Raw genomic sequence first — 21,360 nt, 5'->3', positions numbered from 1 at the left:
GGGGCCCCCCCCCCGGCTTTTCGTGTCCACCGCCCAGCCCCCGCCACGCCCGCCGGGGGGGCGCGAACCGACCCGCGACAAGCGGGCCCGGCCCGCCCGAGGGGGCACGGGCGGAACGGATCGCGCGGTCCCGCCACGGGCGGCCACGCAACCCCCCGGCCGCACGCACCGGCCGGCCGTCGCGACCAGCCTGCCCCGTCAGAGGGTCTGGACGGTGGCGATGCGTTCCTCGAGCTGCTCGATGGTGGCCTGCGCGCTCGGCGGCCCGCCGCAGAGGCGGCGCAGCTCCGCGTGGATCTTCCCGTGCGGCTGCCCCGTGCGGTGGTGCCGGGCGGCCACGAGGGCGTTCAGTTGGCGCCGTAGGGCGACGCGACGCTGGGCGGCACTCATTGGTGCCGGCGGGGCCGTGGGCGCCTCAGCGGCCGCCTCAGCGGGCCTGGCGGCCCGGCGGCGCTGGGCCGCGAGCTGCTCCTGCTGCCGCTTGGTCAGCAGCAGGGCCACCTGGTCGGCGGTGAGTAGCCCGGGCAGGCCCAGGTACTCCTCCTCCTCGGGCGTCCCGGCCTGCGCGGCGGTGCCGAACGAGGCGCCGTCGAAGATCACCTGGTCCAGCTCGGCCGTCGCGGAGAGCGCGGCGAACCGCTTCTCCAGCTCGCCGCTGGCCTGGTCGGCGCGCTGGGCGCGCTCCAGCAGGTCGTCGTCGAAGCCCTCGCGGTCCTTCGGCTTGCCGAGCACGTGGTCCCGCTCGGCCTCCATCTCGCTGGCCAGCCCGAGCAGGTGCGGCACGCTGGGCAGGAAGACCGAGGCGGTCTCGCCGGGGCGGCGGGCGCGGACGAACCGGCCGATCGCCTGCGCGAAGTAGAGCGGGGTGCTGGCGCTGGTGGCGTACACGCCCACGGCCAGCCGGGGGATGTCGACGCCCTCGGAGACCATCCGGACCGCCACCAGCCAGCGCTGCTCGGACGCCGCGAACGTGGCGATCCGCGCCGAGGCGCCCACGTCGTCGGAGAGCACCACCGCCGCGCGCTCGCCGGTCACCTGCGCGATGAGCTTCGCGTACGAGCGGGCGGCCTGCTGGTCGCTGGCGATGATGAGCCCGCCGGCGTCGGGCATCCCGGCGTTGCGCAGCACGGTCAGCCGGGCGTCGGCGGCCCGCAGCACCTGGGGCATCCAGTCGCCCGCCGGGTCCAGCGCGGTGCGCCACGCCTGCGCGACGAGGTCCTGGGTCATCGGCTCGCCGAGCCGCGCCGCCAGTTCCTCCCCCGCGTTGGTGCGCCACCGGGTCTCCCCCGAGTACGCCAGGAAGAGCACCGGCCGGACGACGCCGTCGCGCAGCGCGTCGGCGTAGCCGTAGACCGAGTCGGCGCGGGAGCGCAGCAGGCCGTCCCCGCCCCGCTCGTAGCTGACGAACGGGATCGGGTTGTCGTCGGAGCGGAACGGGGTTCCGGTGAGCATCAACCGGCGCTCGGCGCCCTCGAAGGCGGCCTTCACCCCGTCGCCCCAGGAACGGCTGTCGCCCGCGTGGTGGATCTCGTCGAGGACGACCAGGGTGCGCCGGGTGAGGGTGCGCCGCTTGTGCACCTGGGGCGCCATGCCCACCTGCGCGTACGTCACGACGGCGCCGTGGAAGTCGGCGGAGGAGTGCAGGTCGGCGTTGCGGAACGCCGCGTCGAGCTGGATGCCGACCCGGGCCGCCGCCTGCGCCCACTGGGTCTTCAGGTGCTCGGTCGGGGCCACCACGGTCACCGCCTCGACGGTGCCGTCGGCGAGCAGCTCGGCGGCGATCCGCAGGGCGAAGGTGGTCTTTCCGGCGCCCGGGGTGGCGACCGCCGTGAAGTCGGGGTCCCGCCGGCGCAGGTACTCCACGAGTGCCTTGCGCTGCCATGCGCGCAGTGCCGGAAACGTCTCGATCGCCGGCAACCGGGCCGCCACGGGAAGCTCCTCTCCGACCGCCTGACGGCGGACCCCGGGCGAGGGCCACGGGTACCGCCGCCCATGAAAACGCCTCCGCGCAGATGGTGCCGCGAAGGCCGACTCAGCATAACCAGCACGGGCCGCCGGACCCAGCCGACGCCACGCTGGTCACATCCGCCACCCGGGTCAGGGGTGGCTGCCGCGGGTTCCCGTACGCGGGGGACGCAGGGTGGCCACCGGCGCCGACCAGCGCCGCCGCAGCGCCACCAGGCGGAGCAGGAAGACCACCGCTGCCGCCGCGGTCAGCCAGCCGGCGTTGGCGTGCCCGAGGGCGTCCAGCAGCGCCACGAGGATCGAGCCGGCGAGCGCGGCCACGGCGTAGATCTCCCGCCGCAGCACCACCGGGATCTCGGCGGTGAGCAGGTCCCGCCCGAGACCGCCGCCGATCGCGGTGAGCATGCCGATGACGCAGGCGCCCACCGGCGGCACCTGGGCGTCGAGGGCCTTGACCGTGCCGGTGACGGTGAACAGCCCCAGCCCGGCCGCGTCCAGCACCAGCACGGTGGTGCGCAGCCGGGCGAACTGGGGATGCAGCCAGAAGACGGCGGCGGCGGTGACGGCGGCCGTGGCGGCGTACCGCCAGTCGCCGAAGGCCAGCGGCGGCGCCTCGTCGATCGCCAGGTCCCGGAAGATCCCGCCGCCGAGCGCGGCCACGAAGCCGACGAAGACGACGCCGAAGAGGTCGAGCCGTTTGGCCACCGCCGCGGAGGCCCCGGAGGCGGCGAAGACCGCCACTCCGGTGAGGTCGGCGAGGAGCAGGGCGGTGGAGGTGGTCACCGGCGAAGGTTACGTGCGCGACCGGGGAGGCCGCCCACGGTCACTCGCCCCAGGAGTCGTAGATCTCCTTGCACTTCGGGCAGACCGGCGAGCCGGGCTTGGCGGCCTTGGTGACCGGGAAGGTCTCCCCGCACAGCGCCACGACGAAGGTGCCCATGACGGCACTCTCGGCGATCTTCTCCTTACGCACGTAGTGGAACATCTCGGGACCGGTGTCGGCGTCCTTCAGCTCCGGACGCTCGAGAACCTCTGTGCTCACTTCTGCACCTCCGACCGTCAAGTCTGGCAGGTCACCCCCGGTCCGGTCCACTGCAGGTAACCCGGACGGGGGCCGTACGGTGGTGACGTGACCGACTTTCACATCCGCTACGGCAGCGAGGTTGCCGACGCCCTGCGCGACGGGCGTCCCGTCGTCGCCCTGGAGAGCACCATCGTCTCGCACGGCCTTCCCCGGCCGGACAACCTCCGGGTGGCCCGCGAGATCGAGCAGGCCGTCCGCGACGCGGGTGCGGTCCCGGCGACCATCGGCATGGTCGGCGGGCGGCTCGTGGTGGGCCTGGACGACGCGGAGCTGACCCGGCTCGCCACCGTCGACGGGGTCGCCAAGCTCTCCGTACGCGATCTCGCCCTCGCCGCCGCGACCGGCGCGGACGGCGCCACGACCGTGGCCGCGACCAGCGCGGTGGCCGCCGCCGCCGGGATCGGGGTGTTCGCCACCGGCGGCCTCGGCGGGGTGCACCGGGAGGCGGCGCAGACCTTCGACGAGTCGGCCGACCTGGTCACCCTGGCCCGGACGCCGATCGCGGTGGTCTGCGCCGGGGTCAAGTCGATCCTCGACGTGGGCGCGACCCTGGAGCGGCTGGAGACCCTCGGCGTCGGCGTGGTCGGCTTCCGGACCCGGCGCTTCCCCGGCTTCTTCATCACCGACGGCGGCTTCGACCTGGACTGGTCGCTGGACTCGGCCGAGCAGGTCGCGGACGTGCTGGCGGCCCGGGAGCAGCAGCGCGTGCACCACGGCGGCCTGATCGTGGCCAACCCGCTGCCGACCGACGAGCAGCTCGACCCGGAGCTGCACGACCGGACCCTCGCCGACGGGCTGGCCCTGCTGGAGCGCGACGGGGTGACCGGCAAGGCCGTGACGCCCTACCTGCTCGCGCACTTCCACTCGGCGACCGAGGGGGCGAGCCTGGCGGTGAACGTCCGGATCATCCTGCGCAACGCCGACCTCGCCGCCCGGATCGCCGTCGCCGCGGCCGCCCGCCGCGCCGGGGCATGACCGCAGGCCGCGTCCTCGTCGTCGGTGACCTGATCACCGACGTGGTGGCGGTGCTGGCCGGGCCGATGGCCACCGGGTCGGACACGCCCGCGGCGATCCGGTTCAGCGGCGGCGGGCAGGCCGCCAACACGGCGGCCTGGCTCGCGGCCCAGGGCGTACCGGTCACGCTGGTCGGTGCCGTCGGCGACGACGACGCCGGGCGGGACCGGGTGGCCGAGCTGGAACGCGCCGGGGTCGACTGCGCGACGACCGTGTGCCCCGGCCGCGCCACCGGGACGGTCATCGTGCTGGCCACGGCCGGGGAGCGGTCGATGATCACGGAGCGGGGCGCGAACCTGCGGCTGGCCCCGGCCGACGTCGACGCGGCGCTGGCCGCGTCGCCGGACGCGCGGCACCTGCACCTGTCCGGGTACACGCTGCTGGACGACGAGTCCCGACCGGCGGGGCTGCGCGCGCTGGCCGCCGCCCGCGAGCGCGGGCTCACCGCCAGCGTCGACGCGGCCTCCGCGGCCCCGCTGCGGCGGGTCGGCGCGGCGGCCTTCCTGTCCTGGGTACGCGGGGTCGACCTGCTCCTGGTCAACGCCGACGAGGCGACGGTGCTGGCCGGTGGGATGGACCCGGCGGCGCAGGGGCGGGCGCTGTCGGCCTCCGCCCGGCGGGTCGTGGTCAAGCAGGGCGCGGCCGGGGCGGTCTGGGTGGACCGGGACTCCTCGGCCACCGTGGCGCCGGCGCGCCGGGTGGCGGTGGTCGACGTCACCGGGGCCGGGGACGCGTTCGCGGCCGGGCTGCTGGCCGCCTGGCTCGACGGCGCGCAGCCGGCGGTGGCGCTGGGCCGCGCCGGCGACCTCGGCGCCCTCGCCGTCTCCCAGGTGGGCGCCCGCCCCTGACCTCAGGGCTCGACGTCGATGATCTTGTGGGGGCGTTCCTCGGCGGTGAGGCTCATCGGCGGGGTCTCGTCCCGGTGTCGCGGCTGGAACCGGTTGGCCAGCCGGTGCTGCTCCTTGGGCGGGCGGTCGTTGGCCAGCAGGACCGCCAGCCAGGGGATGAGCACCATCCCCAGGGCCACCATCGGCAGCCAGAGCCAGAGCAGCGGGGCCTGCACGCCGACCAGGACGGCACCGACGATCACGCAGGCCACCCGGATGCCCATCATCAGCACGTAGCGCTTCTGACGGCTGGTGAGCTGGTCGTCCTGGCTGCGCGAGGCGTCGGTGATCAGGATCGGCTGGTACGCCTGACGCTTCACCACGGACCTCCTCGAGGGGGTTACACCCCATCCTGTCACCTGCGACGCGTGATCAGCGAAAATCGCTCGACCCGGCCTCGTGTTACCTGCGTGGTACGCTCGCGCCGTGGGCAGCAGGTTCAGCTTCACCGACGAGGCGTTGGCCAACCTGAGGGTCTACGACGTCACGCCCGGGGAAGTCTGGGAGGCGCTGCACAGCACCCGCCGGGTGATCCGGCACCTCGGCGACGACGTGATGGTCGTCTACGCCGCCGCCCGCCGGGGGCGCCGGTTGGCCGTGCTGCTCGCCGAGGCCGACGGCACCGACAACGACTGGGACATCCTCTCCGCCCGCGAGCTGAGCGACGTCGAGGCGAAGCGCTACGACGAGGCCGTGCGGAGATCTCGCCGATGAGGAGGCGGTGACGATGAACCGTAACGACGCGACCAAGCAGTTCCACAGCGGCGGTGACCGGCTCGCGGAGCTGATCGACGGGAGCCAGCAGGTGGAGCTGCCCACCCCCGACACCGACACCCCCATGGTCAGCCGCTCGGTACGCCTGCCACTGGAGACGTACGAACGGGTCCGCGCCGCCGCCGACGCGCGCGGCATCGGGGTCACCACGCTCATGCGGCAGTGGATCGAGGCCGGCCTGGCCGACCTGGACGACTCGGCCACGGTCTCCCTCGCCGACGTCCGGCGGGCGCTGGCCGCCCTCTCCCGGCCGACCGCCGCCTGACCCGACCGGTCACGGCGCGGGAAACTCGCCCCCGCCGGTCCCGCCGTGCCCGAGCGGCGACGCGGCCGGCTCGGGCGGGCGACCTCTGCTGCGCCACGCGTCGGCGGACGCCACCCCCGCCAGCACCAGGGCGACGAGCGCCAGCGCCAGCATGGGCGGCCCCAGGGTGAGCGCCGGCGACAGCAGGAGCAGCGCCAGCAGGCCCACGACCCGCGACCGGGACACCCGGCCGAAGATCTCGTACTCGAAGCGGGCCCGGGCCGCCAGGAAGATCGCCGGGCCGCCGACGACGAAGACCAGCCAGGTCGGGTCGGTCCGCCCGTGGGGGTGCGCGATCACCAGTTCGTAGCCCACGGCGGTGCTGAGCACACCGATCACGATGACCAGGTGGGTGCTGCTGGCGGAGGCGCCGAGCCGCCCGGGCGAGCGGGCCTCCCGCAGCGCCTCGGCGAGCAGGTGGCCCGCCCGGTGGAAGTAGATCCGCCAGAGCAGCGCCGTGGTGAGGAAGGCGGTCGCGAAGGCGCCGGCCCGGTCGGCGGTGAACTCCGCGCCGGTGTAGGTCAGCCCGATGACCAGGATGGTCTCCCCCAGCGAGATGAGGAAGATCTGCTGGTACCGGTCGGCCAGGTGCTCGCCGGCGATCAGCCAGCCGGCGGTGCGCGCCGGGCCCAGCCGGGGCAACGGCCAGCCGAGCAGCAGGCCGGTGTAGTCGACGACCACGGCGAGCGTCCAGAGCGGCAGGCGCAGCTGCTCCGGCCCGAACGCCCCGGCCAGCCACGGCACGGCGCCCGCGACCGCCCAGGCGAAGAGTCGCCACGGCACGGTGCGGCGCGGATGGCGGCGCAGGGCCGTGGCGATGACCAGCGGGCGGACGAGCATCACCGCCAGGTACGCCAGCACGAACGAGGGTGCCCGGTCCTCGAACGCCCGGGGCAGCGCCACGGCCATCACCATGGCGCCGAACATCGACCCGACCACGACGAACTGGATCACCGGCTGCTCCGGCTCGTACCGGCTCGTGACCCAGGTGGTGATCGACCAGAGCAGCCACAGGGCCAGGAAGAGCACGCCCGTGCGCCCGATCTCGGCGAGCAGGATCCCGACGGAGCCTCCGGTGCCGTCGATCAGGCGCAGCGAGACCCGGGTCAGCGCGAAGACGAAGACCAGGTCGAAGAAGAGCTCCAGGAAGGTGGCCCGGGGCGAACTGTCCTCCGGCCGCAGCAGCCGCCCGCCGCGTTCGTCCGTCATCGGTTGCCCGTCGTCGCCATCCTGGCTACAACGACCGCCGCGACGTGGCGGTTGCGTCAGCCCCCGGCGGTCTTCGCCTTCGCCGCCGCCTTCATCTGCTGCTTGTACTCGCGCACCCGGCGCAGCGAGTCCGCGTCGGTGACGTCGGCCACCGACCGGTGGGCGTCCGGCTCGCCGTAGCCGCCGGCCGCCTCCCGCCAGCCCTCGGGCGTGACCCCGAACCGCTTGCCGAGCAGCGCGAGGAAGATCTGCGCCTTCTGCGCGCCGAAGCCGGGCAGCTCACCGATGCGGCGCAGCAACTCCCGGCCGTCGGCCGCGTCGGACCAGAGCCGGGCGGCGTCGCCGTCGTACCGGTCGACGAGGACCCGGCACACCTCCTGGACCCGGGCCGCCATCGCCTTCGGAAAGCGGTGCAGGGCCGGCGGCCGGGCGAAGAGGGCGACCAGCGCCTCCGGGTCGTGCTCGGCCAGTTCCCGGGCGTCCAGGTCGCGTCCGAGCCGCTCCGCCAGCACGTACGGCGAGGAGAACGCCTTCTCCATCGGCACCTGCTGGTCGAGGACCATGCCGAGCAGCAGCGCCAGCGGGCTGCGCGCCAGCAGCCGGTTGGCCTCGGGGTCGATGGGCAGTGCGAGCGTCATGGCGACAATGCTGTCACCACCCGCAGCGGCCGGTACCCGGACACGCGCGTCGGGTACGCACATCGGTCCCGGACGGCGACCACCGGGCCGGAGGATCGGCCGGGCGGCCGCGTGCCCGCGCCGGGCACCAGGCAGGATGGCGACGTGGACGAACACGACATGTTGCTCTCCCCCGCCGGGGTCGAGGCGCTGCGGACCGCGCTGACCCGGGCCGGGTTCACCTCGAACGGCATCGCCACCCGCCTCGGCCCGCAGGCCACCGGCGGGGTGGCCCGCAACGACTTCCGGGCGGCGCTGCGCGCCACCGGGGACGGCGACCCGCTCGACACCCTGATCCGGGTGTTCGTCTGCGAGCAGACCGAGCCGGAGGCCGCCGTGGCGGCCGCGCTGGCGCCGCTGTCGCTGGCCGAGGCGCTCGCCGGGGGCCTGGTCGAGCGGCACGGCGACGGGCTGCGGATGGGCGTGGACCTCGAGCCGTACGGGGACGACTGGTGGGTGCTCGCCGACGTGCCCGCGAGCGCCCGGCCCGGCCGCCCGCTGCACGCCGAGCACGTCCTCGGCATCGGCGGGGCGACGCAGACGCTGATCGGCGCGACCGTCCGCCGCCCCGTCGAGGCCGCGCTGGACCTGGGCACCGGCTCCGGCGTGCAGGCCCTGCACCTGGCCACGCACGCGCGGCGGGTCACCGCCACCGACCTCTCGGCGCGGGCGCTGCGCTTCGCCGCCACCACCGCCGCGCTCAACGGCCAGGACTGGGAGCTGCTCCGCGGCGACCTGGTCGCCCCCGTCGCCGGGCGGCGCTTCGACCTGGTGGTGAGCAACCCGCCGTTCGTGGTCGGCCCCGGCACCACCACGCACGTCTACCGCGACTCGGGGCGGGTCGGCGACGCGATCGGCGCGGAGCTGGCCGCCGCCGCGCCCGGCCTGCTCACCGAGGGCGGCACCATGCAGTACCTGGCCAACTGGGTGCACGTCGCCGGGGAGGACTGGGGCGAGCGGGTGACCGGCTGGTTCGCCGGCACGGGACTGGACGCCTGGGTCATCCAGCGCGAGGTGGCCGACCCGATGGCGTACGTCAACCTCTGGCTCACCGACGTCGGCGAGGCGGCCGACCCGCGCCGGATGGCGGACTGGCTGGACTGGTTCGACGCGCACAAGGTGGAGGCGATCGGCTTCGGCATCGTCTCGCTGCGCCGCGCCGGGCACGACGACCCGGTCGTCCGGGTGGAGGACCTGCGCCAGCGGGTCGAGGCGCCGCTCGGCGACCGCGTCGGCGCGTGGTTCGACCGTCAGGACTGGCTCCGCGCCCGCGACACCGACGGGCTGCTCGACGCCCGCTTCCGGGCCGCCGACGGCCTCCAGCTGCGGCAGGAGGCGACCATGGGCGACGAGGGCTGGGCGGTGGACCGGCAGGTGCTGGCCATGCCGCACGGCCTGCGCTGGACCGAGGAGATCGACCCTCTCGTCCTGGCCCTGGTCGGCGGGGCCGACGGGCGGCTGCCGCTGCGCGACCAGCTCGCCCTGCTCGCCGCCGCGCACGACGTCGCTCCCGAGGAGCTGGCCGAGGCGGCGGGGCCGATCGTCGCGCACCTCGTCGAGCGCGGCTTCATCGAGCCGGCGGCCGACTGATGCGGGCCGTGGTGCAGACCGTCGGCCGGGCCTGCGTGACGGTCGACGGCGAGGTGGTCGGCGCGATCGACGACGGGCTGCTGGTGCTGCTCGGGGTCACCCACACCGACACCGTCGAGACCGCCGGCACGATGGCCCGCAAGGTGCACGAGCTGCGGATCCTCGACGACGAACGGTCCGCTGCGGACACCGGCGCGCCGATCCTGGTGGTCAGCCAGTTCACCCTCTACGGCGACGCCCGCAGGGGCCGCCGCCCGAGCTGGACCGCGGCCGCTCCGGCCGAGGTGGCGGAGCCCCTGGTGACGGCGGTCGTGGAGGCGCTGCGCGCCCGGGGCGCGAAGGTGGAGACCGGCCGCTTCCGCGCCCACATGCTGGTGGAGAGCGTCAACGTCGGCCCCCGCACGGTGCTGCTCGAACTCTGACCGGCCCCGCAGGCCGGTGGCGGAGTCGCGCCGTGGCACAACCCCGCCGCCGGCAACTGTTCACGCGGGTGGAGTGACGACGGTAGAACCGTCGCATGTCATCCCCCTCACAGCCCTTCACCTGGGGCCGCGCGAGACGGCGGCTGACCGCCGCCGCGTCGGCCGGTCTGGTCGCGGCCGGCCTCGCCGCGATCCAGACGCCGGCCACGGCGGCCGGCCCGCCCCCGGCCGCCCCCGCCGCCACCCGGGACACCCACACCGTCACCCTGATCACGGGCGACGTGGTCACGGTGACCACCCTCGCCGACGGCAGAGCCACCGCCGAGGTCGACCGGCCCGACGACGCCACCGGCGGCGTACGCGTCCGGCAGAGCGGCGACGACCTCTACGTCCTGCCCGACGAGGCGCTGCCGCTGCTCGACGGCGGCAAGCTCGACCGGCGGCTGTTCAACGTCACCGACCTCATCGAGATGGGGTACGACGACGCGAAGAGCCCGACGCTGCCGCTGATCGCGGCGTACACCGCGGCGAAGGCCCGCTCGGGGAAGCCGGCCGCCCCGCGCGGCGCGAAGCTCGTCCGCGACCTGCCCAGCATCCGGGGCGCGGCGCTGTCCACCGAGAAGAAGCAGGTTCGGACCTTCTGGTCCACCGTCGCGCCCGCCACGGCGGCGGCGCCGGCCAGGGCCCTCGGCGCGGGGGTGGGGAAGCTCTGGCTCGACGGCCGGGTGACGGCGGCGCTGAAGGAGAGCGTGCCGCAGGTCGGCGCGCCCGCCGCCTGGGCCGCCGGGTACGACGGCAGCGGGGTGACCGTGGCGGTGCTCGACACCGGGGTCGACCCTGGTCACCCCGACCTGGCCGGCCAGATCGACGACAAGGCCAGTTTCGTGCCGGGCGAGGACACCTCGGACGTGAACGGACACGGCACCCACGTCGCCTCGACGATCGCGGGCACCGGCGCGGCCTCCGGCGGCGACCACCGGGGCGTCGCCCCGGGCGCGGACCTGATCGTCGGCAAGGTGCTCAACGACGCCGGGCAGGGCCTGAACTCCTGGATCATCGCCGGCATGCAGTGGGCGGCCGAGTCCGGCGCCGACGTCGTCAGCATGAGCCTGGGCGACGGGTCGCTGACCGACGGCACCGACCCGATGGCGGCCGCCGTGGAGACGCTGTCCGCGCGGCACGGCACGCTCTTCGTCGTCGCCTCCGGCAACGCCGGCCCGCAGACCATCGGGTCGCCCGGCACCGCGCCGAGCGCGCTGACCGTGGGCGCCGTCGACAAGCAGGACGCGCTGGCGCCCTTCTCCAGCACCGGCCCGCTGGCGCGCACCGGCGCGCTCAAGCCGGACCTCACCGCGCCCGGCGTCGGGATCACCGCGGCCCGCTCGCAGCAGGCCGCCGGCGAGGGCGCGTACCAGAGCATGGACGGCACGTCGATGGCCACGCCGCACGTCTCCGGGGCCGCCGCGATCCTCGCCCAGAAGCACCCGGGCTGGTCCGGGCAGCAGCTCAAGGACGCGTTGACCAGCAGCGCCAAGGGCCTCGCCGACGAGTACCGGCCGTACCAGGTGGGCACCGGCCGGCTGGACGTCGCGGCGGCGGTGCGCGCCACCGTACGGGCCACCGGCTCGGCGTTCTTCGGCACCTTCGACTGGCCGCACGAGCCGACCGACGCCCCGGTCACCCGGTCGGTGACCTTCACCAACGCCGGCACCACCCCCGTGACCCTCGACCTCGCCCTGACCGGCGGGGGCCCGTTCGCGCTGGGCGCCTCCTCGGTGACGGTGCCGGCGGGCGGCAGCGCCGACGTCGCGGTGACGGGCGACCCGCGCGGCGCCGTCCACGGTGAGCTGACCGGCTACCTGGTCGGCACCGACGCCGCCACCGGGACGGCGGTCACCCGCACCGCCCTGGGCCTGCTCAAGGAGCCCGAACGGCACGACCTGACGATCAAGCTCATCGGCCGCGACGGCGAGCCCGCCAGCGCGGTGGTCCTGGTGCACCGGGCCGGCGACCGCAACCCCTCGCACTACCCGGTCGACGGCGAGCGGACGCTGCGGCTGCCGCCGGGCAACTACACGGTGGAGGCGGCACTCGACGTGCCCGGCGAGCGGCCCGACCGCCTCGGGTTCGCCCTGCTGGTGGACCCGGAGACCGTGCTGGACCGCGCTGCCGAGGTGACGCTGGACGCGCGCCGGGCACGCCTGCTCGACACCACCACGCCGGAGCGGACCGAGGACCGGCAGCGCCGGCTGGACTACACGGTCGGCTACGACGAGGGCAACGACTTCCGGGCGGCGTACCAGCTGCCGGTGCGCTACGACGACCTCTACGTCCTGCCCACCGAGCCGGTCGGCAAGGGCTCGTTCACCATGGCGGCCCGCTGGCGCAAGGGCGAGCCCATGCTGAGCCTGCGCGTCCCCGGCCAGCCCCCGGTCGACGCCACGGTCCAGCCGGGCAGCACCGTCACCGCCGGCACGGAGTCGCTGCGGCCGGTCCACGCCGGCACGGGCGCCCCGGGTGAGTACGCCGGGCTCGACGTCAGGGGCCAGGCCGTGGTGGTGACCCGCAGCGACGCGGTGAGCCCGCCGGAGCGCGGCGCCGCGGCAGCGGCGGCCGGGGCGAAGCTGCTGCTCGTCGTCCACGACGGCGCCGGCATCCTCAACGAGTACGTCGGCGAGTCCCCCATCCCCGTCGCCACCGTGCACCGCGACGCCGGGAAGCAGCTGATCGCCGCGGCCCGGGGCGGGCCGCGGAAGCTGACCGTCGCCCGGGTCCCGTACGCCGGCTACGTCTACGACCTGGTCCGGGTCTGGCCCCGACAGGTGCCGGACCAGCCGCTCGCCTACCACCCCCGCCAGCGGGACCTGGGCCGGATCGACGCCCGCTACCACGCGGCCGTGGACGCCCCCGGCGCCGGCTACCGGTACGACATGGTCTTCAGCCCCTCGTTCGGCTTCCAGGAGCCCGAGTCGCACCCGGGCACGCGCACCGAGTGGGTCACGCCCGATGTGGTCTGGCACGAGGTGCACGACCAGGGCGGCTGGACCGACACCGCCTACCTGAACACGTACGTCGGGGGCACCACGACCAGGCTGGACTGGTTCGCGCCGGCCGTCCGGCCGGCCTTCAGCCGGGCGTTCGGGGTGCGCAACAGCCGCTACCGGGACTACCTGACCCTGAACGTGCAGGCCTGGAGCCCGTCGGACGACGTGCTGGAGCACGGCGGCAACCTGGAGTGGGGCTCGGTGCCGACCCACCTCAAGCTCTACCAGGGCGACAAGCTGGTGGGCGAGAACACCTGGAACGCCGACCTCCAGTGGACGCCGGTGCCCGCCGGCACGCTGCCGTACCGCCTGGTGCTGGAGGCCTCGCGACCGGCCGAGCGGTGGCGGCTCTCCACCCGCACGCGCACCGAGTGGGACTTCGTCTCCGGCTCGAACGACGCCGACACCTTCGTCCCGTTCGCGCTGCTCCAGCTCGACTACGCGCTGGAGACCGACCTGCGCGGCGACGTCAGGGCGGGCACCCGCCAGCGGATCAGCGTCAAGGCCGGGCCGCAGCCGGGCGGCACCGGCACCGGCACGGTGACGTCGGTCACTCTGGACGTCTCGTACGACGACGGCGCCACCTGGCAGAAGGTGACCCTGAGTAAGGGCGCGGGCGACCTCTGGGACGGCTCGCTCACGCTGCCGAAGCAGTCGGGCGGCTTCGTGTCGGTGCGCGCCAGCGCCACGACGGACGCCGGCTTCGGCATCCGGCAGGAACTCATCCGGGCGTACGGCCTGCGGTGACAGGGCCGGCGGGGCCCCGGGACGGTACGCGTCCCGGGGCCCTTCCCGACGATCGGCCGGGCCGCCCGGGCTGGTCGGGACCGGCGGGCATGTCCCATACTCTGCGTGCCGCGGCGGGCAGAGGGAGGCAGCCACCGATGCTGGGCGCGTTGGGCCTGAGCCCGGAGGACGAGGCGGTCTACGGCCTGCTGGTCCGACGGTCCCAGGCCGGCCGGGCCGAGCTCAGCGACGCCCTGCGGATGCCGGCGGCTACGGTCGAGGCGGCGCTGTCGCAGCTGACGGCGTACGGGCTGGTGAAGCGCGGCCCGGACGGGCAGTTCTCCGTGGCGCCGCCCGCCGTCGCGCTCGGGGCGCTGATCAGCGAGCAGCGGGGCGCCCTGCGCAGCGCGGAACTCGCGTTGGTCACGCTCGCCGAGGAGTACCGGTCGTCGATCGCGGGACGCACGATCGACGAGCTGATCGAGGTGGTCAGCGGCGTCGACGCCGTCCGGCACCGGTTCGCGCAGGTGCAGCACGCCGCCCGCACGGAGGTGCGCAGCTTCGTCACCACCCCGTTCATCGCCGTACCGCCGGGCACCAACGCCGTGGAGTCGGCGGCGGTCCGTCAGGGGGTGCGCTTCCGGGTGGTGATCGACCGGCCGACGCTGGCCGAACCGGGGGTGGTGGCCGAGACGCTGGAGTCGCTGCGCGACGGCGTCCAGGTGCGGGTGGTCGACCACCTGCCGATCAAGCTGGTCCTGGCCGACGCGGAGCTGGCCCTGGTGCCGTTGACCGCCACGCCCGGTGGCGAGCCCGGCGCGGTACTGCTGCACCGCACCGGGCTGCTGGCGGCGATGGACGCGCTGTTCGAGATCGTGTGGCGGCACGCCCACCCGCTCGACTCGGCGGCGCTGACCGGCCCCGCCGGCGACCGGACCGCCGCGCAGGCGGCCTACGGCCCGACCGAGCTGGACCGGAGGATCCTGGCGCTGCTGCTGGCCGGGCTCACCGACCCGGTCGTCGCCGCCCAGCTCGACCTGTCGTTGCGGACCCTCCAGCGGCGCCTGCGCCACCTGATGGACCTCGCGGGGGTGGAGACCCGGATGCAGCTCGGCTGGCACGCCGCGCGCCACGGCTGGGCCTGACCGCCCGGCGCGCATCGCGTCAGGAGAAGAGGCCGCGGCGCTGGAGCGACTGGCGGATCCAGCCGTCGAGCTGGGGGGTGAAGTCGGTGCGCTCGGCGGTGGCGTGGTCGACGGTGAAGCGGCCGAAGGCGTCCCGGCCCTCGGTGAACAGGCCGCCGCGCTTGTCCAACTCCAGCACCACCTGGATCTGCTGCGGGTCGGTGACGAGGGTGACCTCCAGCTGGTTGATCGCCCCGGCGTACTGCGGCGCCGGGTAGAACTCGATCTCCTGGTAGAAGGGCAGGGTCTGCCGCACGCCGTAGATGTGGCCCCGCTCCACGTCGGCCCGGGCGAACCGGAAGCCCAGCCGCAGGAACGCCTCCAGGATCTTCTGCTGCGACGGCAGCGGGTGCACCGCCACCGCGTCCAGGTCGCCCTTGTCGACCGAGCGGGCCACCTCCAGCTCCGTACGCAGCCCCATCGTCATCCCGTGCAGGTGCTGCCCGTACAGCTCGGTGAGCGGCGTCTCCCACGGCACGGCGAAGCGGAACGGGATGTCGTGGCGCTGCCCCGCGTCGAGCCGGAACGCGCCGGTGACGGCCTGCCGGTGGAACTCCTGCGTGGTCTCGTAGTCGTTGTCGCCGCTCTCGACCTCGACCCGGGTGACCAGGCCCAGGGCGACGTACGACACGTCGACGAGGTGGTCGCCGCCGGCCACGTGGACGACGCCCTCCAGCTGACCGCCGGGGCGGCAGTTCGGATTCGTCAGCACGGTTTCCACGGACGGGCCACCCACACCCATCGCCTGCATGAGCCGCTTGAAGACCACGACACCCTCCATAACCTGTTTGGTGCGCCGACGTCGCCGGCGGCGCCGGCCATGTCGGCCGACCGATGGCACGGTAACCGCCCGCGGCAACAAGCGCTCGGCGACGAAGCGCCCACGCTGAGCAGGCCATCGACGGAATTCGTGTCGGGTCCCCGATCGCCTCACTCCCGTTTCACGCCCCGCCCGCCAAGCTGTGTGTCACACCGGCACCACTGGGCCGGAACCAACGGCACAGACGTGGACACGGGGAGAAACTGAGATGGCCCTGCAGATGACGGAGCACCGGACGCGCCCGGCCGGCACCACCGAGGCCGCGAGCGCCACCGACACCCTGACCGACCTCGACGCCACCGACGAGCGTGGCGTCTCCACGGACCTGGTCCGGGCGTACCTGAACGGGATCGGTCGGACGAAGCTGCTGACCGCCGCCCAGGAGGTCGACCTCGCCAAGCGGATCGAGGCCGGCCTGTTCGCCGAGGAGAAGCTGGCGACCTGCACCCCCGTCTCGGCGGAGCTGCGGGCCGACCTGGAGCTGATCGTCGCGCAGGGCCGGGCCGCGAAGGACCACCTGCTGGAGGCGAACCTGCGCCTCGTGGTCAGCATCGCCAAGCGCTACACGGGTCGCGGCATGGCCTTCCTCGACCTGATCCAGGAGGGCAACCTCGGCCTGATCCGCGCGGTCGAGAAGTTCGACTACGCCAAGGGCTACAAGTTCTCCACGTACGCCACCTGGTGGATCCGGCAGGCGATCACCCGGGCGATGGCCGACCAGGCCCGCACCATCCGCATCCCGGTGCACATGGTCGAGCAGGTCAACCGCATGGTCCGGGCCCGCCGCGAGCTCTCCGTCTCGCTGGGCCGTGAGCCCACCGTCGCCGAGGTGGCCCGGGCCATGGACATCCCGGAGTTCCAGGTGATCGAGCTGATCTCGTACGACCGGGAGCCGGTGAGCCTCGACCAGGCCGTCGGTGAGGACGGCGAGAGCGCGCTCGGCGACTTCGTCGCCGCCGTCGACCCGAGCGCCGAGCCGGGCGACGCCGCCGCGCAGGGCGAGCTGCGCAACGAGGTCAGCATCGTGCTCTCCACCCTCTCCCAGCGCGAGCAGGCCGTGATCCGGCTCCGGTTCGGCCTCGACGACGGCCGGCAGCGCACCCTCGACGAGGTCGGCCGGGAGTTCGGCCTGTCCCGGGAGCGGATCCGGCAGATCGAGAAGGTGACCCTGCTGAAGCTGCGCGACCCGGAGCGGGCGCAGCGCCTGGAGGCGTACGCCTGCTGACCTCCTCCGGACCACGCGGGGCCCCGGCGGTTCGCCGGGGCCCCGCGTGGCGTCCGGGCCGGGTTCCTTGACCCGGGCCGGCCGACGGGCTACCAACGGGTGTGAACTGGACCCTGGAAGTGGTGGTCGTGCCGGTCTCCGACGTGGACCGGGCCAAGTCGTTCTACGCCGACCAGCTCGGCTTCGCCGTGGACCACGACACGGTGATCGACGACGACGCGCGGATCGTGCAGCTGACCCCGCCCGGCTCGGGCTGCTCGATCGTGATCGGCAAGGGGGTGCTGCCGGACATGCCGCCGGGCTCGCTCAAGGGCCTCCAACTGGTCGTGCCCGACCTGCGCCGGGCGCGGGCGGAGCTGGTCGGACGCGGCGTCGAGGTCAGCGAGATCCAGGTCGTCGGCGTCAATCCCCGCCCGGTGCCGGACCCGCTGGACAACGTCGGCTTCGTCCACTTCGCCGACCCCGACGGCAACGCCTGGGCGGTGCAGCAGATCTCCGCGCGGGCCTGACCGCTCCACCGCCGCGAAGGGCGTCCTCCGCGGGCGACGGGAGGGCGCCCTTCCTCACAGCCGGCGGGGCCCGGTGTCGGGGCGGGCCACGGCGGAACCGACCCGGACGGTGGCGTGCAGCACCGAGATGCCGTCGGGGCGGGCGAGCACCGGATTGAGGGTCAGCGCGCGCACCCGGGGCTGCTCGTCGGCGAGCCGGCCGACCCGCAGCAGCAGGTCCGCCAGGGCCGCCCGGTCCACCGGCGCCGCGCCCCGGTGCCCGCGCAGCAGCGGCGCCGCCCGGGGCTCGTCGACCAGCTCGACCGCGTCCAGGTCGGTCAGCGGCACCGCCCGCCAGGCCCGGTCGCCGAGCAGTTCGGTGGCGACGCCGCCGAGCCCGAAGCCGACCACCGGCCCGAACGCCGGGTCCTCCACCAGCTCGACCACGCAGGCCACGCCGGGTGGGACCATCGGCTGGACCAGGACGTCCGCGCCGAAGACCGCCGACATCTCCGCGTACGCGCGGTGGACCGTGGCCGCGTCGGGCAGGTCGAGCCGGACCGCGCCGAGGTCGAGCCGGTGCCGCAGGCCGGGGGCGGCTGCCTTGAGGGCCACCGGGAAACCCAGGCGGGCCGCCGCGTCGACGGCCGCCTCGGCGGAGCGCACCGGCACGGAACCGACCACGTCGATGCCGTACGCCGCGAGCAGCCCCACCGGGTCGAGGGCCTCCGGGTGCAGCGCGGCGTGCGCCGCCGCCCGGTCCACCCGGGGCAGCTCCGGCGGCACCCCGGCCGGCCGGCGCAGCCAGTCGGCGTACGCGGTGACCCGGGCGAGGGCGCGGACGGCCTCCTCCACGCTCGGGTAGGCGGGCACCCCGGCGGGCGCCCGGCCGGCCAGGAACGTCGCCACGGTCGGCTTGCCGGCGGCGGACGCGCTCGGCAGCGCGGCCGTGAAGTCCGCCTCCGTGTCGGTGAGCTGGCCGGGCAGCGGCGGGGCGAACACCACCACCAGCGCGTCCACCTCGTCGTCGGCGCCCGTCCCGGCGAGCGCGGCGGCGAACTCGGCCGCGCCGGCGCGCGGGCCGACGTCGCGCGGGTGACCCCGGGCGACGGTGAGCCCCTGCGCGGCGCAGGCGGTGGCCGCCAGCCCCGTCAGCGCCGAGGAGTTGCCGACCACCCCGACGCGCGACCCGGCGGGCAGCGGCTGATGGGCCAGCAGCACCCCGACATCGAGCAGCTCGGCGACGGTGTCCACCCGGATCACGCCGGAGTGGGCGAACAGCGCGGCGACCGCCACCTCGTCCGGACCGGCGGAGTCGCCCACCCCGGGCGGCCGGGCCGGCGAGGCGAGCGCCACGACGGGCTTGTCCCGGCCGATCCGCCGGGCCAGCCGGGCGAACTTGCGCGGGTTGCCGAAGGTCTCCAGGTACAACATGATCACGTCGGTGCCCGGGTCGTCCTGCCAGTACTGGAGCAGGTCGTTGCCGGAGACGTCGGCCCGGTTGCCGGCCGAGACGAAGCTGGACAGGCCCAGCCCGCGCCGGTCCGCCTCGGCCAGCAGCGCCACCCCGAACGCGCCGGACTGGCTGAAGATGCCCACCCGGCCGGGCACCGGCAGCCGGGGGGCGAGGGTGGCGTTGAGGCGTACCGCCGGGTCGGTGTTGGCCACCCCCAGGCAGTTCGGGCCGACCACGCGCATGCCCGCCGCGTGCGCCGCGCGGACCAGCGCGCGCTGCGCGGCCGCGCCCTCGCCGCCGGCCTCGGCGAAGCCCGCCGAGATGACCACGAGGCCGTGCGCGCCCGCGGCGGACGCGTCGGCGACCACCTGCGTCGCCGCCTCCGGCGGGACCGCCACCACCGCCAGGTCGACCGGCACGCCGGCATCGGCCGCCGAGCGGTACGCGGGCAGCCCGGCGACCGTCGCCGCGCTCGGGTGCACCGGAACCACCGCGCCCGGGTAGCCGCCGTCGCGCAGGTGCCCGAGCACCGCCGCGCCGACGCCCCGGCCGGTGGCGCTGGCGCCGTAGACGGCGACGCCGCGCGGGGCGAGCAGCCGGGCGACGGAGCGGGCCTCGGTGCGGTGCTCCCGCCCGCGCTGCACCTCCAGCGTCGCGTCGGTGGGGGCGATCGGGAAGGTCAGGTGCACCACGCCGTCGGCGAACTGCCGCTGGACCTGGTAGCCGAAGTCGGAGAAGACCCGCAGCATCGCGCCGTTGGCCGGCAGCACCTCCGCCACGAAGTTGGCGATGTCGTTGCGGCGGGCCGCGTCGGCCAGGTGCTCCAGCAGCACCGAACCGATGCCCCGGCCCTGGTAGGCGTCCTCGACCACGAACGCCACCTCGGCCTCGGGCGCCTCCGGGCCGAGCCGCTCGTAGCGGCCCACGGCGACGATCCGGTCGCCGACCAGCACCACGAACGCCTCCCGGTCGCGGTGGTCGACGTTGACGAAGCGGTGCAGGTCCCGCTCGGGGATGCGCGGGTACGGCGAGAAGTAGCGCAGGTAGCGGGTGCGCTCGGAGAAGCGCGAGTGCATCGCCACGATGCCCGGCCCGTCCGACGGGCGGATCGGCCGCAGCTGCACCGTGGTGCCGTCGCTGAGCAGCACGTCCACCGGTTCCACCGTGGTCACCTGTGCGGTCCCCTCCGCCCGGCGGATCAGTCGCGTGGGTCGTGCGGATCGAGCCCGAACAGCGGGAAGGCGGTCTTGCGGGCCGCCGCGATCGCCCGGTCCACCGCGGTCGGCTCGCCGGTCGGCTGCCACGGCTCGTACGCCGGGTCGACGTCGTCGGTCATCCGCAGCGGGATCTGCCGGCCCGGCCGGCGCGCGGCGGCCAGCTCCCGCCACGGCGGCGGGGTCAGCGTCGCCGGATCGATCGGCTCCCCGGTGGCCACCGCGAGCAGGTGCGCCCAGGCCCGGGGCACCACCTCGACCAGCGCGTACCCGCCGCCGCCGGTGGCCACCCAGCGGCCCTCGCAGAGCTCGTCGGCGAGCGCCCGCAGGGCCAGGTAGGTGGCGCGCTGCCCGTCCACGGAGAGGTTCAGGTCGGCCAGCGGGTCGAGCCGGTGCCCGTCGGCGCCGCACTGGGTCACCAGCACCTGCGGCCGGAACGCGCGCAGCACCGACGGCACCACCGCGTGGAAGGCGCGCTGCCAGCCGGCGTCGTCCACTCCCGGCGGCAGCGGGAGGTTGACGGCGCTGCCCTCGGCGCCCGGCCCGCCCGTCTCGTCGGGGAAGCCGGTGCCCGGGAAGAGCGCCAGCGGCGTCTCGTGCACGCTGACCGTGAGCACCCGCGGGTCGTTCCAGAAGACCTGCTGCACCCCGTCGCCATGGTGCACGTCCACGTCGACGTACGCGACCCGCTCGGCGCCCAGGTCGAGCAGGCGGGCGATGGCCACCGCCGGGTCGTTGTAGACGCAGAAGCCGGCGGCCCGGGCCGGCATGGCGTGGTGCAGGCCCCCGGCCACGTTGACCGCCCGCCGGGCCTCGCCCCGCCAGACCGCCTCGGCCGCCGCCACGGTGGCGCCGGCGACCAGCGCGCTGGACTCGTGCATCCCCTCGAAGACCGGATTGTCCGAGGTGCCCAGCCCGAAGCCGGCGAAGAGCGGGTCGCGGGGGGCGACCTTCACCGCGGCCAGGTAGCGCGGGTCGTGCACCCGGCTCAGCAGCGCGTCGTCGGCCGGCTCCGGCTTCACCAGCCGCACCCCGGGACGCGCGAGGACACCCAACTCCCGGGCCAGGGCGAACGTCAGCTCCACCCGTACCGGGTCGAGGGGATGGTCCCCCATGTCGTAGGCGAGCAGCGACTCGTCCCACACCACCACCGTGTCGTCGGACATGGCCTCATCGTCGCACGCGTACCCCGGCGCACCCGCGCACGCGCTGCTCAGCCGCCCGGTGTCGCCCCGGTTCGCGCCGTTCCGCCCAGCCGCCCGGGGTCGGCCCGGGGC

19 protein-coding genes are annotated in these 21,360 nt (G+C 75.1%); 10 read left to right on the top strand and 9 right to left on the bottom strand.

What is annotated here, in order from left to right; translation table 11 throughout:
• Positions 1-198: 198 nt before the first annotated feature.
• The 3 genes from ACSNN9_RS14890 to ACSNN9_RS14880 all read right to left on the bottom strand — a co-directional run bounded on the left by ACSNN9_RS14890 (position 199) and on the right by ACSNN9_RS14880 (position 3,007).
• A complete protein-coding gene (locus ACSNN9_RS14890) occupies positions 199-1,929 on the bottom strand; it encodes a DEAD/DEAH box helicase (protein ID WP_436673697.1) in 1,731 nt (576 codons plus the stop codon).
• Between the two features lie 168 nt (positions 1,930-2,097).
• The gene (locus tag ACSNN9_RS14885; protein WP_436673696.1) at positions 2,098-2,748 is read right to left on the bottom strand and encodes a trimeric intracellular cation channel family protein; all 651 of its coding nucleotides are present in this window, start codon (positions 2,746-2,748) and stop codon (positions 2,098-2,100) included.
• 40 nt (positions 2,749-2,788) lie between these two features.
• Entirely contained in the window at positions 2,789-3,007 is a 219-nt protein-coding gene (locus ACSNN9_RS14880; protein ID WP_089001394.1) for a DUF3039 domain-containing protein, read from the bottom strand.
• 87 nt (positions 3,008-3,094) lie between these two features.
• Here ACSNN9_RS14880 and ACSNN9_RS14875 point away from each other — a divergent pair, with 87 nt between their 5' ends.
• Positions 3,095-4,024 carry a pseudouridine-5'-phosphate glycosidase gene (locus ACSNN9_RS14875; RefSeq protein WP_121395955.1) on the top strand — a complete coding sequence of 310 codons (930 nt, stop codon included), beginning with the start codon at positions 3,095-3,097 and terminating at the stop codon, positions 4,022-4,024.
• Positions 4,021-4,911, top strand: coding sequence for a carbohydrate kinase family protein (locus ACSNN9_RS14870; protein ID WP_436673694.1), 891 nt, complete (start codon positions 4,021-4,023; stop codon positions 4,909-4,911). Before ACSNN9_RS14875 ends, ACSNN9_RS14870 begins: the two co-directional genes overlap by 4 nt.
• A 2-nt stretch (positions 4,912-4,913) precedes the next feature.
• Here the strand turns inward: ACSNN9_RS14870 and ACSNN9_RS14865 are convergent, their stop codons facing one another.
• Positions 4,914-5,270, bottom strand: a complete 357-nt coding sequence (locus ACSNN9_RS14865; protein ID WP_357871467.1) for a DUF3099 domain-containing protein — start codon at positions 5,268-5,270, stop codon at positions 4,914-4,916.
• Positions 5,271-5,376: 106 nt separating this feature from the next.
• Between ACSNN9_RS14865 and ACSNN9_RS14860 the strand changes: the two genes are divergently transcribed.
• Together ACSNN9_RS14860 and ACSNN9_RS14855 are read left to right on the top strand one after the other, a co-directional pair.
• Positions 5,377-5,664, top strand: coding sequence for a hypothetical protein (locus ACSNN9_RS14860; protein ID WP_225851882.1), 288 nt, complete (start codon positions 5,377-5,379; stop codon positions 5,662-5,664).
• Positions 5,665-5,677: 13 nt separating this feature from the next.
• Positions 5,678-5,989 carry a hypothetical protein gene (locus ACSNN9_RS14855; RefSeq protein WP_311413457.1) on the top strand — a complete coding sequence of 104 codons (312 nt, stop codon included), beginning with the start codon at positions 5,678-5,680 and terminating at the stop codon, positions 5,987-5,989.
• 9 nt (positions 5,990-5,998) lie between these two features.
• Here ACSNN9_RS14855 and ACSNN9_RS14850 read toward each other — a convergent pair whose 3' ends face one another.
• Together ACSNN9_RS14850 and ACSNN9_RS14845 are read right to left on the bottom strand one after the other, a co-directional pair.
• On the bottom strand, positions 5,999-7,237 hold the full coding sequence (locus tag ACSNN9_RS14850) for a low temperature requirement protein A (RefSeq protein ID WP_436673692.1): 1,239 nt from the start codon (positions 7,235-7,237) through the stop codon (positions 5,999-6,001).
• Positions 7,238-7,293: 56 nt separating this feature from the next.
• Positions 7,294-7,875 carry an HhH-GPD-type base excision DNA repair protein gene (locus ACSNN9_RS14845; protein WP_436673690.1) on the bottom strand — a complete coding sequence of 194 codons (582 nt, stop codon included), beginning with the start codon at positions 7,873-7,875 and terminating at the stop codon, positions 7,294-7,296.
• A gap of 144 nt (positions 7,876-8,019) precedes the next feature.
• Between ACSNN9_RS14845 and ACSNN9_RS14840 the strand changes: the two genes are divergently transcribed.
• The 4 genes from ACSNN9_RS14840 to ACSNN9_RS14825 all read left to right on the top strand — a co-directional run bounded on the left by ACSNN9_RS14840 (position 8,020) and on the right by ACSNN9_RS14825 (position 14,841).
• Complete coding sequence (locus ACSNN9_RS14840) at positions 8,020-9,504, top strand: DUF7782 domain-containing protein (protein WP_436673688.1); 1,485 nt, start codon at positions 8,020-8,022, stop codon at positions 9,502-9,504.
• Positions 9,504-9,926, top strand: coding sequence for a D-aminoacyl-tRNA deacylase (gene dtd / locus ACSNN9_RS14835; RefSeq protein ID WP_436673686.1), 423 nt, complete (start codon positions 9,504-9,506; stop codon positions 9,924-9,926). Before ACSNN9_RS14840 ends, dtd begins: the two co-directional genes overlap by 1 nt.
• A gap of 95 nt (positions 9,927-10,021) precedes the next feature.
• Positions 10,022-13,717, top strand: a complete 3,696-nt coding sequence (locus ACSNN9_RS14830) for a S8 family serine peptidase (RefSeq protein WP_436673684.1) — start codon at positions 10,022-10,024, stop codon at positions 13,715-13,717.
• A 137-nt stretch (positions 13,718-13,854) separates the two neighbouring features.
• Complete coding sequence (locus ACSNN9_RS14825) at positions 13,855-14,841, top strand: helix-turn-helix domain-containing protein (RefSeq protein WP_436673682.1); 987 nt, start codon at positions 13,855-13,857, stop codon at positions 14,839-14,841.
• A gap of 19 nt (positions 14,842-14,860) precedes the next feature.
• Here ACSNN9_RS14825 and ACSNN9_RS14820 read toward each other — a convergent pair whose 3' ends face one another.
• The gene (locus ACSNN9_RS14820) at positions 14,861-15,649 is read right to left on the bottom strand and encodes a sporulation protein (protein WP_436673699.1); all 789 of its coding nucleotides are present in this window, start codon (positions 15,647-15,649) and stop codon (positions 14,861-14,863) included.
• Positions 15,650-15,908: 259 nt separating this feature from the next.
• On the opposite strand from ACSNN9_RS14820, the gene sigB reads away from it, so the two are divergent.
• Together sigB and ACSNN9_RS14810 are read left to right on the top strand one after the other, a co-directional pair.
• Entirely contained in the window at positions 15,909-16,925 is a 1,017-nt protein-coding gene (gene sigB / locus ACSNN9_RS14815; protein ID WP_436673680.1) for an RNA polymerase sigma factor SigB, read from the top strand.
• Between the two features lie 101 nt (positions 16,926-17,026).
• Positions 17,027-17,434: a VOC family protein gene (locus ACSNN9_RS14810; RefSeq protein ID WP_436673679.1), complete on the top strand. Its 408-nt coding sequence runs from the start codon at positions 17,027-17,029 to the stop codon at positions 17,432-17,434.
• Positions 17,435-17,488: 54 nt separating this feature from the next.
• Here ACSNN9_RS14810 and ACSNN9_RS14805 read toward each other — a convergent pair whose 3' ends face one another.
• Together ACSNN9_RS14805 and ACSNN9_RS14800 are read right to left on the bottom strand one after the other, a co-directional pair.
• Positions 17,489-20,041 carry a bifunctional acetate--CoA ligase family protein/GNAT family N-acetyltransferase gene (locus ACSNN9_RS14805; protein ID WP_436673677.1) on the bottom strand — a complete coding sequence of 851 codons (2,553 nt, stop codon included), beginning with the start codon at positions 20,039-20,041 and terminating at the stop codon, positions 17,489-17,491.
• Positions 20,042-20,067: 26 nt separating this feature from the next.
• Complete coding sequence (locus ACSNN9_RS14800) at positions 20,068-21,249, bottom strand: acetoin utilization protein AcuC (protein WP_436673675.1); 1,182 nt, start codon at positions 21,247-21,249, stop codon at positions 20,068-20,070.
• Positions 21,250-21,360: the final 111 nt, after the last annotated feature.

The sequence above is a fragment of the Micromonospora sp. URMC 107 genome (genome assembly GCF_051386315.1).
Classification (GTDB): domain Bacteria; phylum Actinomycetota; class Actinomycetes; order Mycobacteriales; family Micromonosporaceae; genus Micromonospora.
The sequence above is the reverse complement of the archived record's forward strand: the minus strand, read 5'-3'. Positions and strand labels throughout refer to the sequence as shown.

Coding starts and splice junctions, on each gene's coding strand:
- ACSNN9_RS14870 (WP_436673694.1), top strand. CDS start 4,021: ATGACCGCAGGCCGCGTCCTCGTCGTCGGTGACCTGATCACCGACGTG.
- ACSNN9_RS14855 (WP_311413457.1), top strand. CDS start 5,678: ATGAACCGTAACGACGCGACCAAGCAGTTCCACAGCGGCGGTGACCGG.
- ACSNN9_RS14850 (WP_436673692.1), bottom strand. CDS start 7,237: ATGACGGACGAACGCGGCGGGCGGCTGCTGCGGCCGGAGGACAGTTCG.
- ACSNN9_RS14845 (WP_436673690.1), bottom strand. CDS start 7,875: ATGACGCTCGCACTGCCCATCGACCCCGAGGCCAACCGGCTGCTGGCG.
- dtd (WP_436673686.1), top strand. CDS start 9,504: ATGCGGGCCGTGGTGCAGACCGTCGGCCGGGCCTGCGTGACGGTCGAC.
- ACSNN9_RS14830 (WP_436673684.1), top strand. CDS start 10,022: ATGTCATCCCCCTCACAGCCCTTCACCTGGGGCCGCGCGAGACGGCGG.
- ACSNN9_RS14825 (WP_436673682.1), top strand. CDS start 13,855: ATGCTGGGCGCGTTGGGCCTGAGCCCGGAGGACGAGGCGGTCTACGGC.
- sigB (WP_436673680.1), top strand. CDS start 15,909: ATGGCCCTGCAGATGACGGAGCACCGGACGCGCCCGGCCGGCACCACC.
- ACSNN9_RS14800 (WP_436673675.1), bottom strand. CDS start 21,249: ATGTCCGACGACACGGTGGTGGTGTGGGACGAGTCGCTGCTCGCCTAC.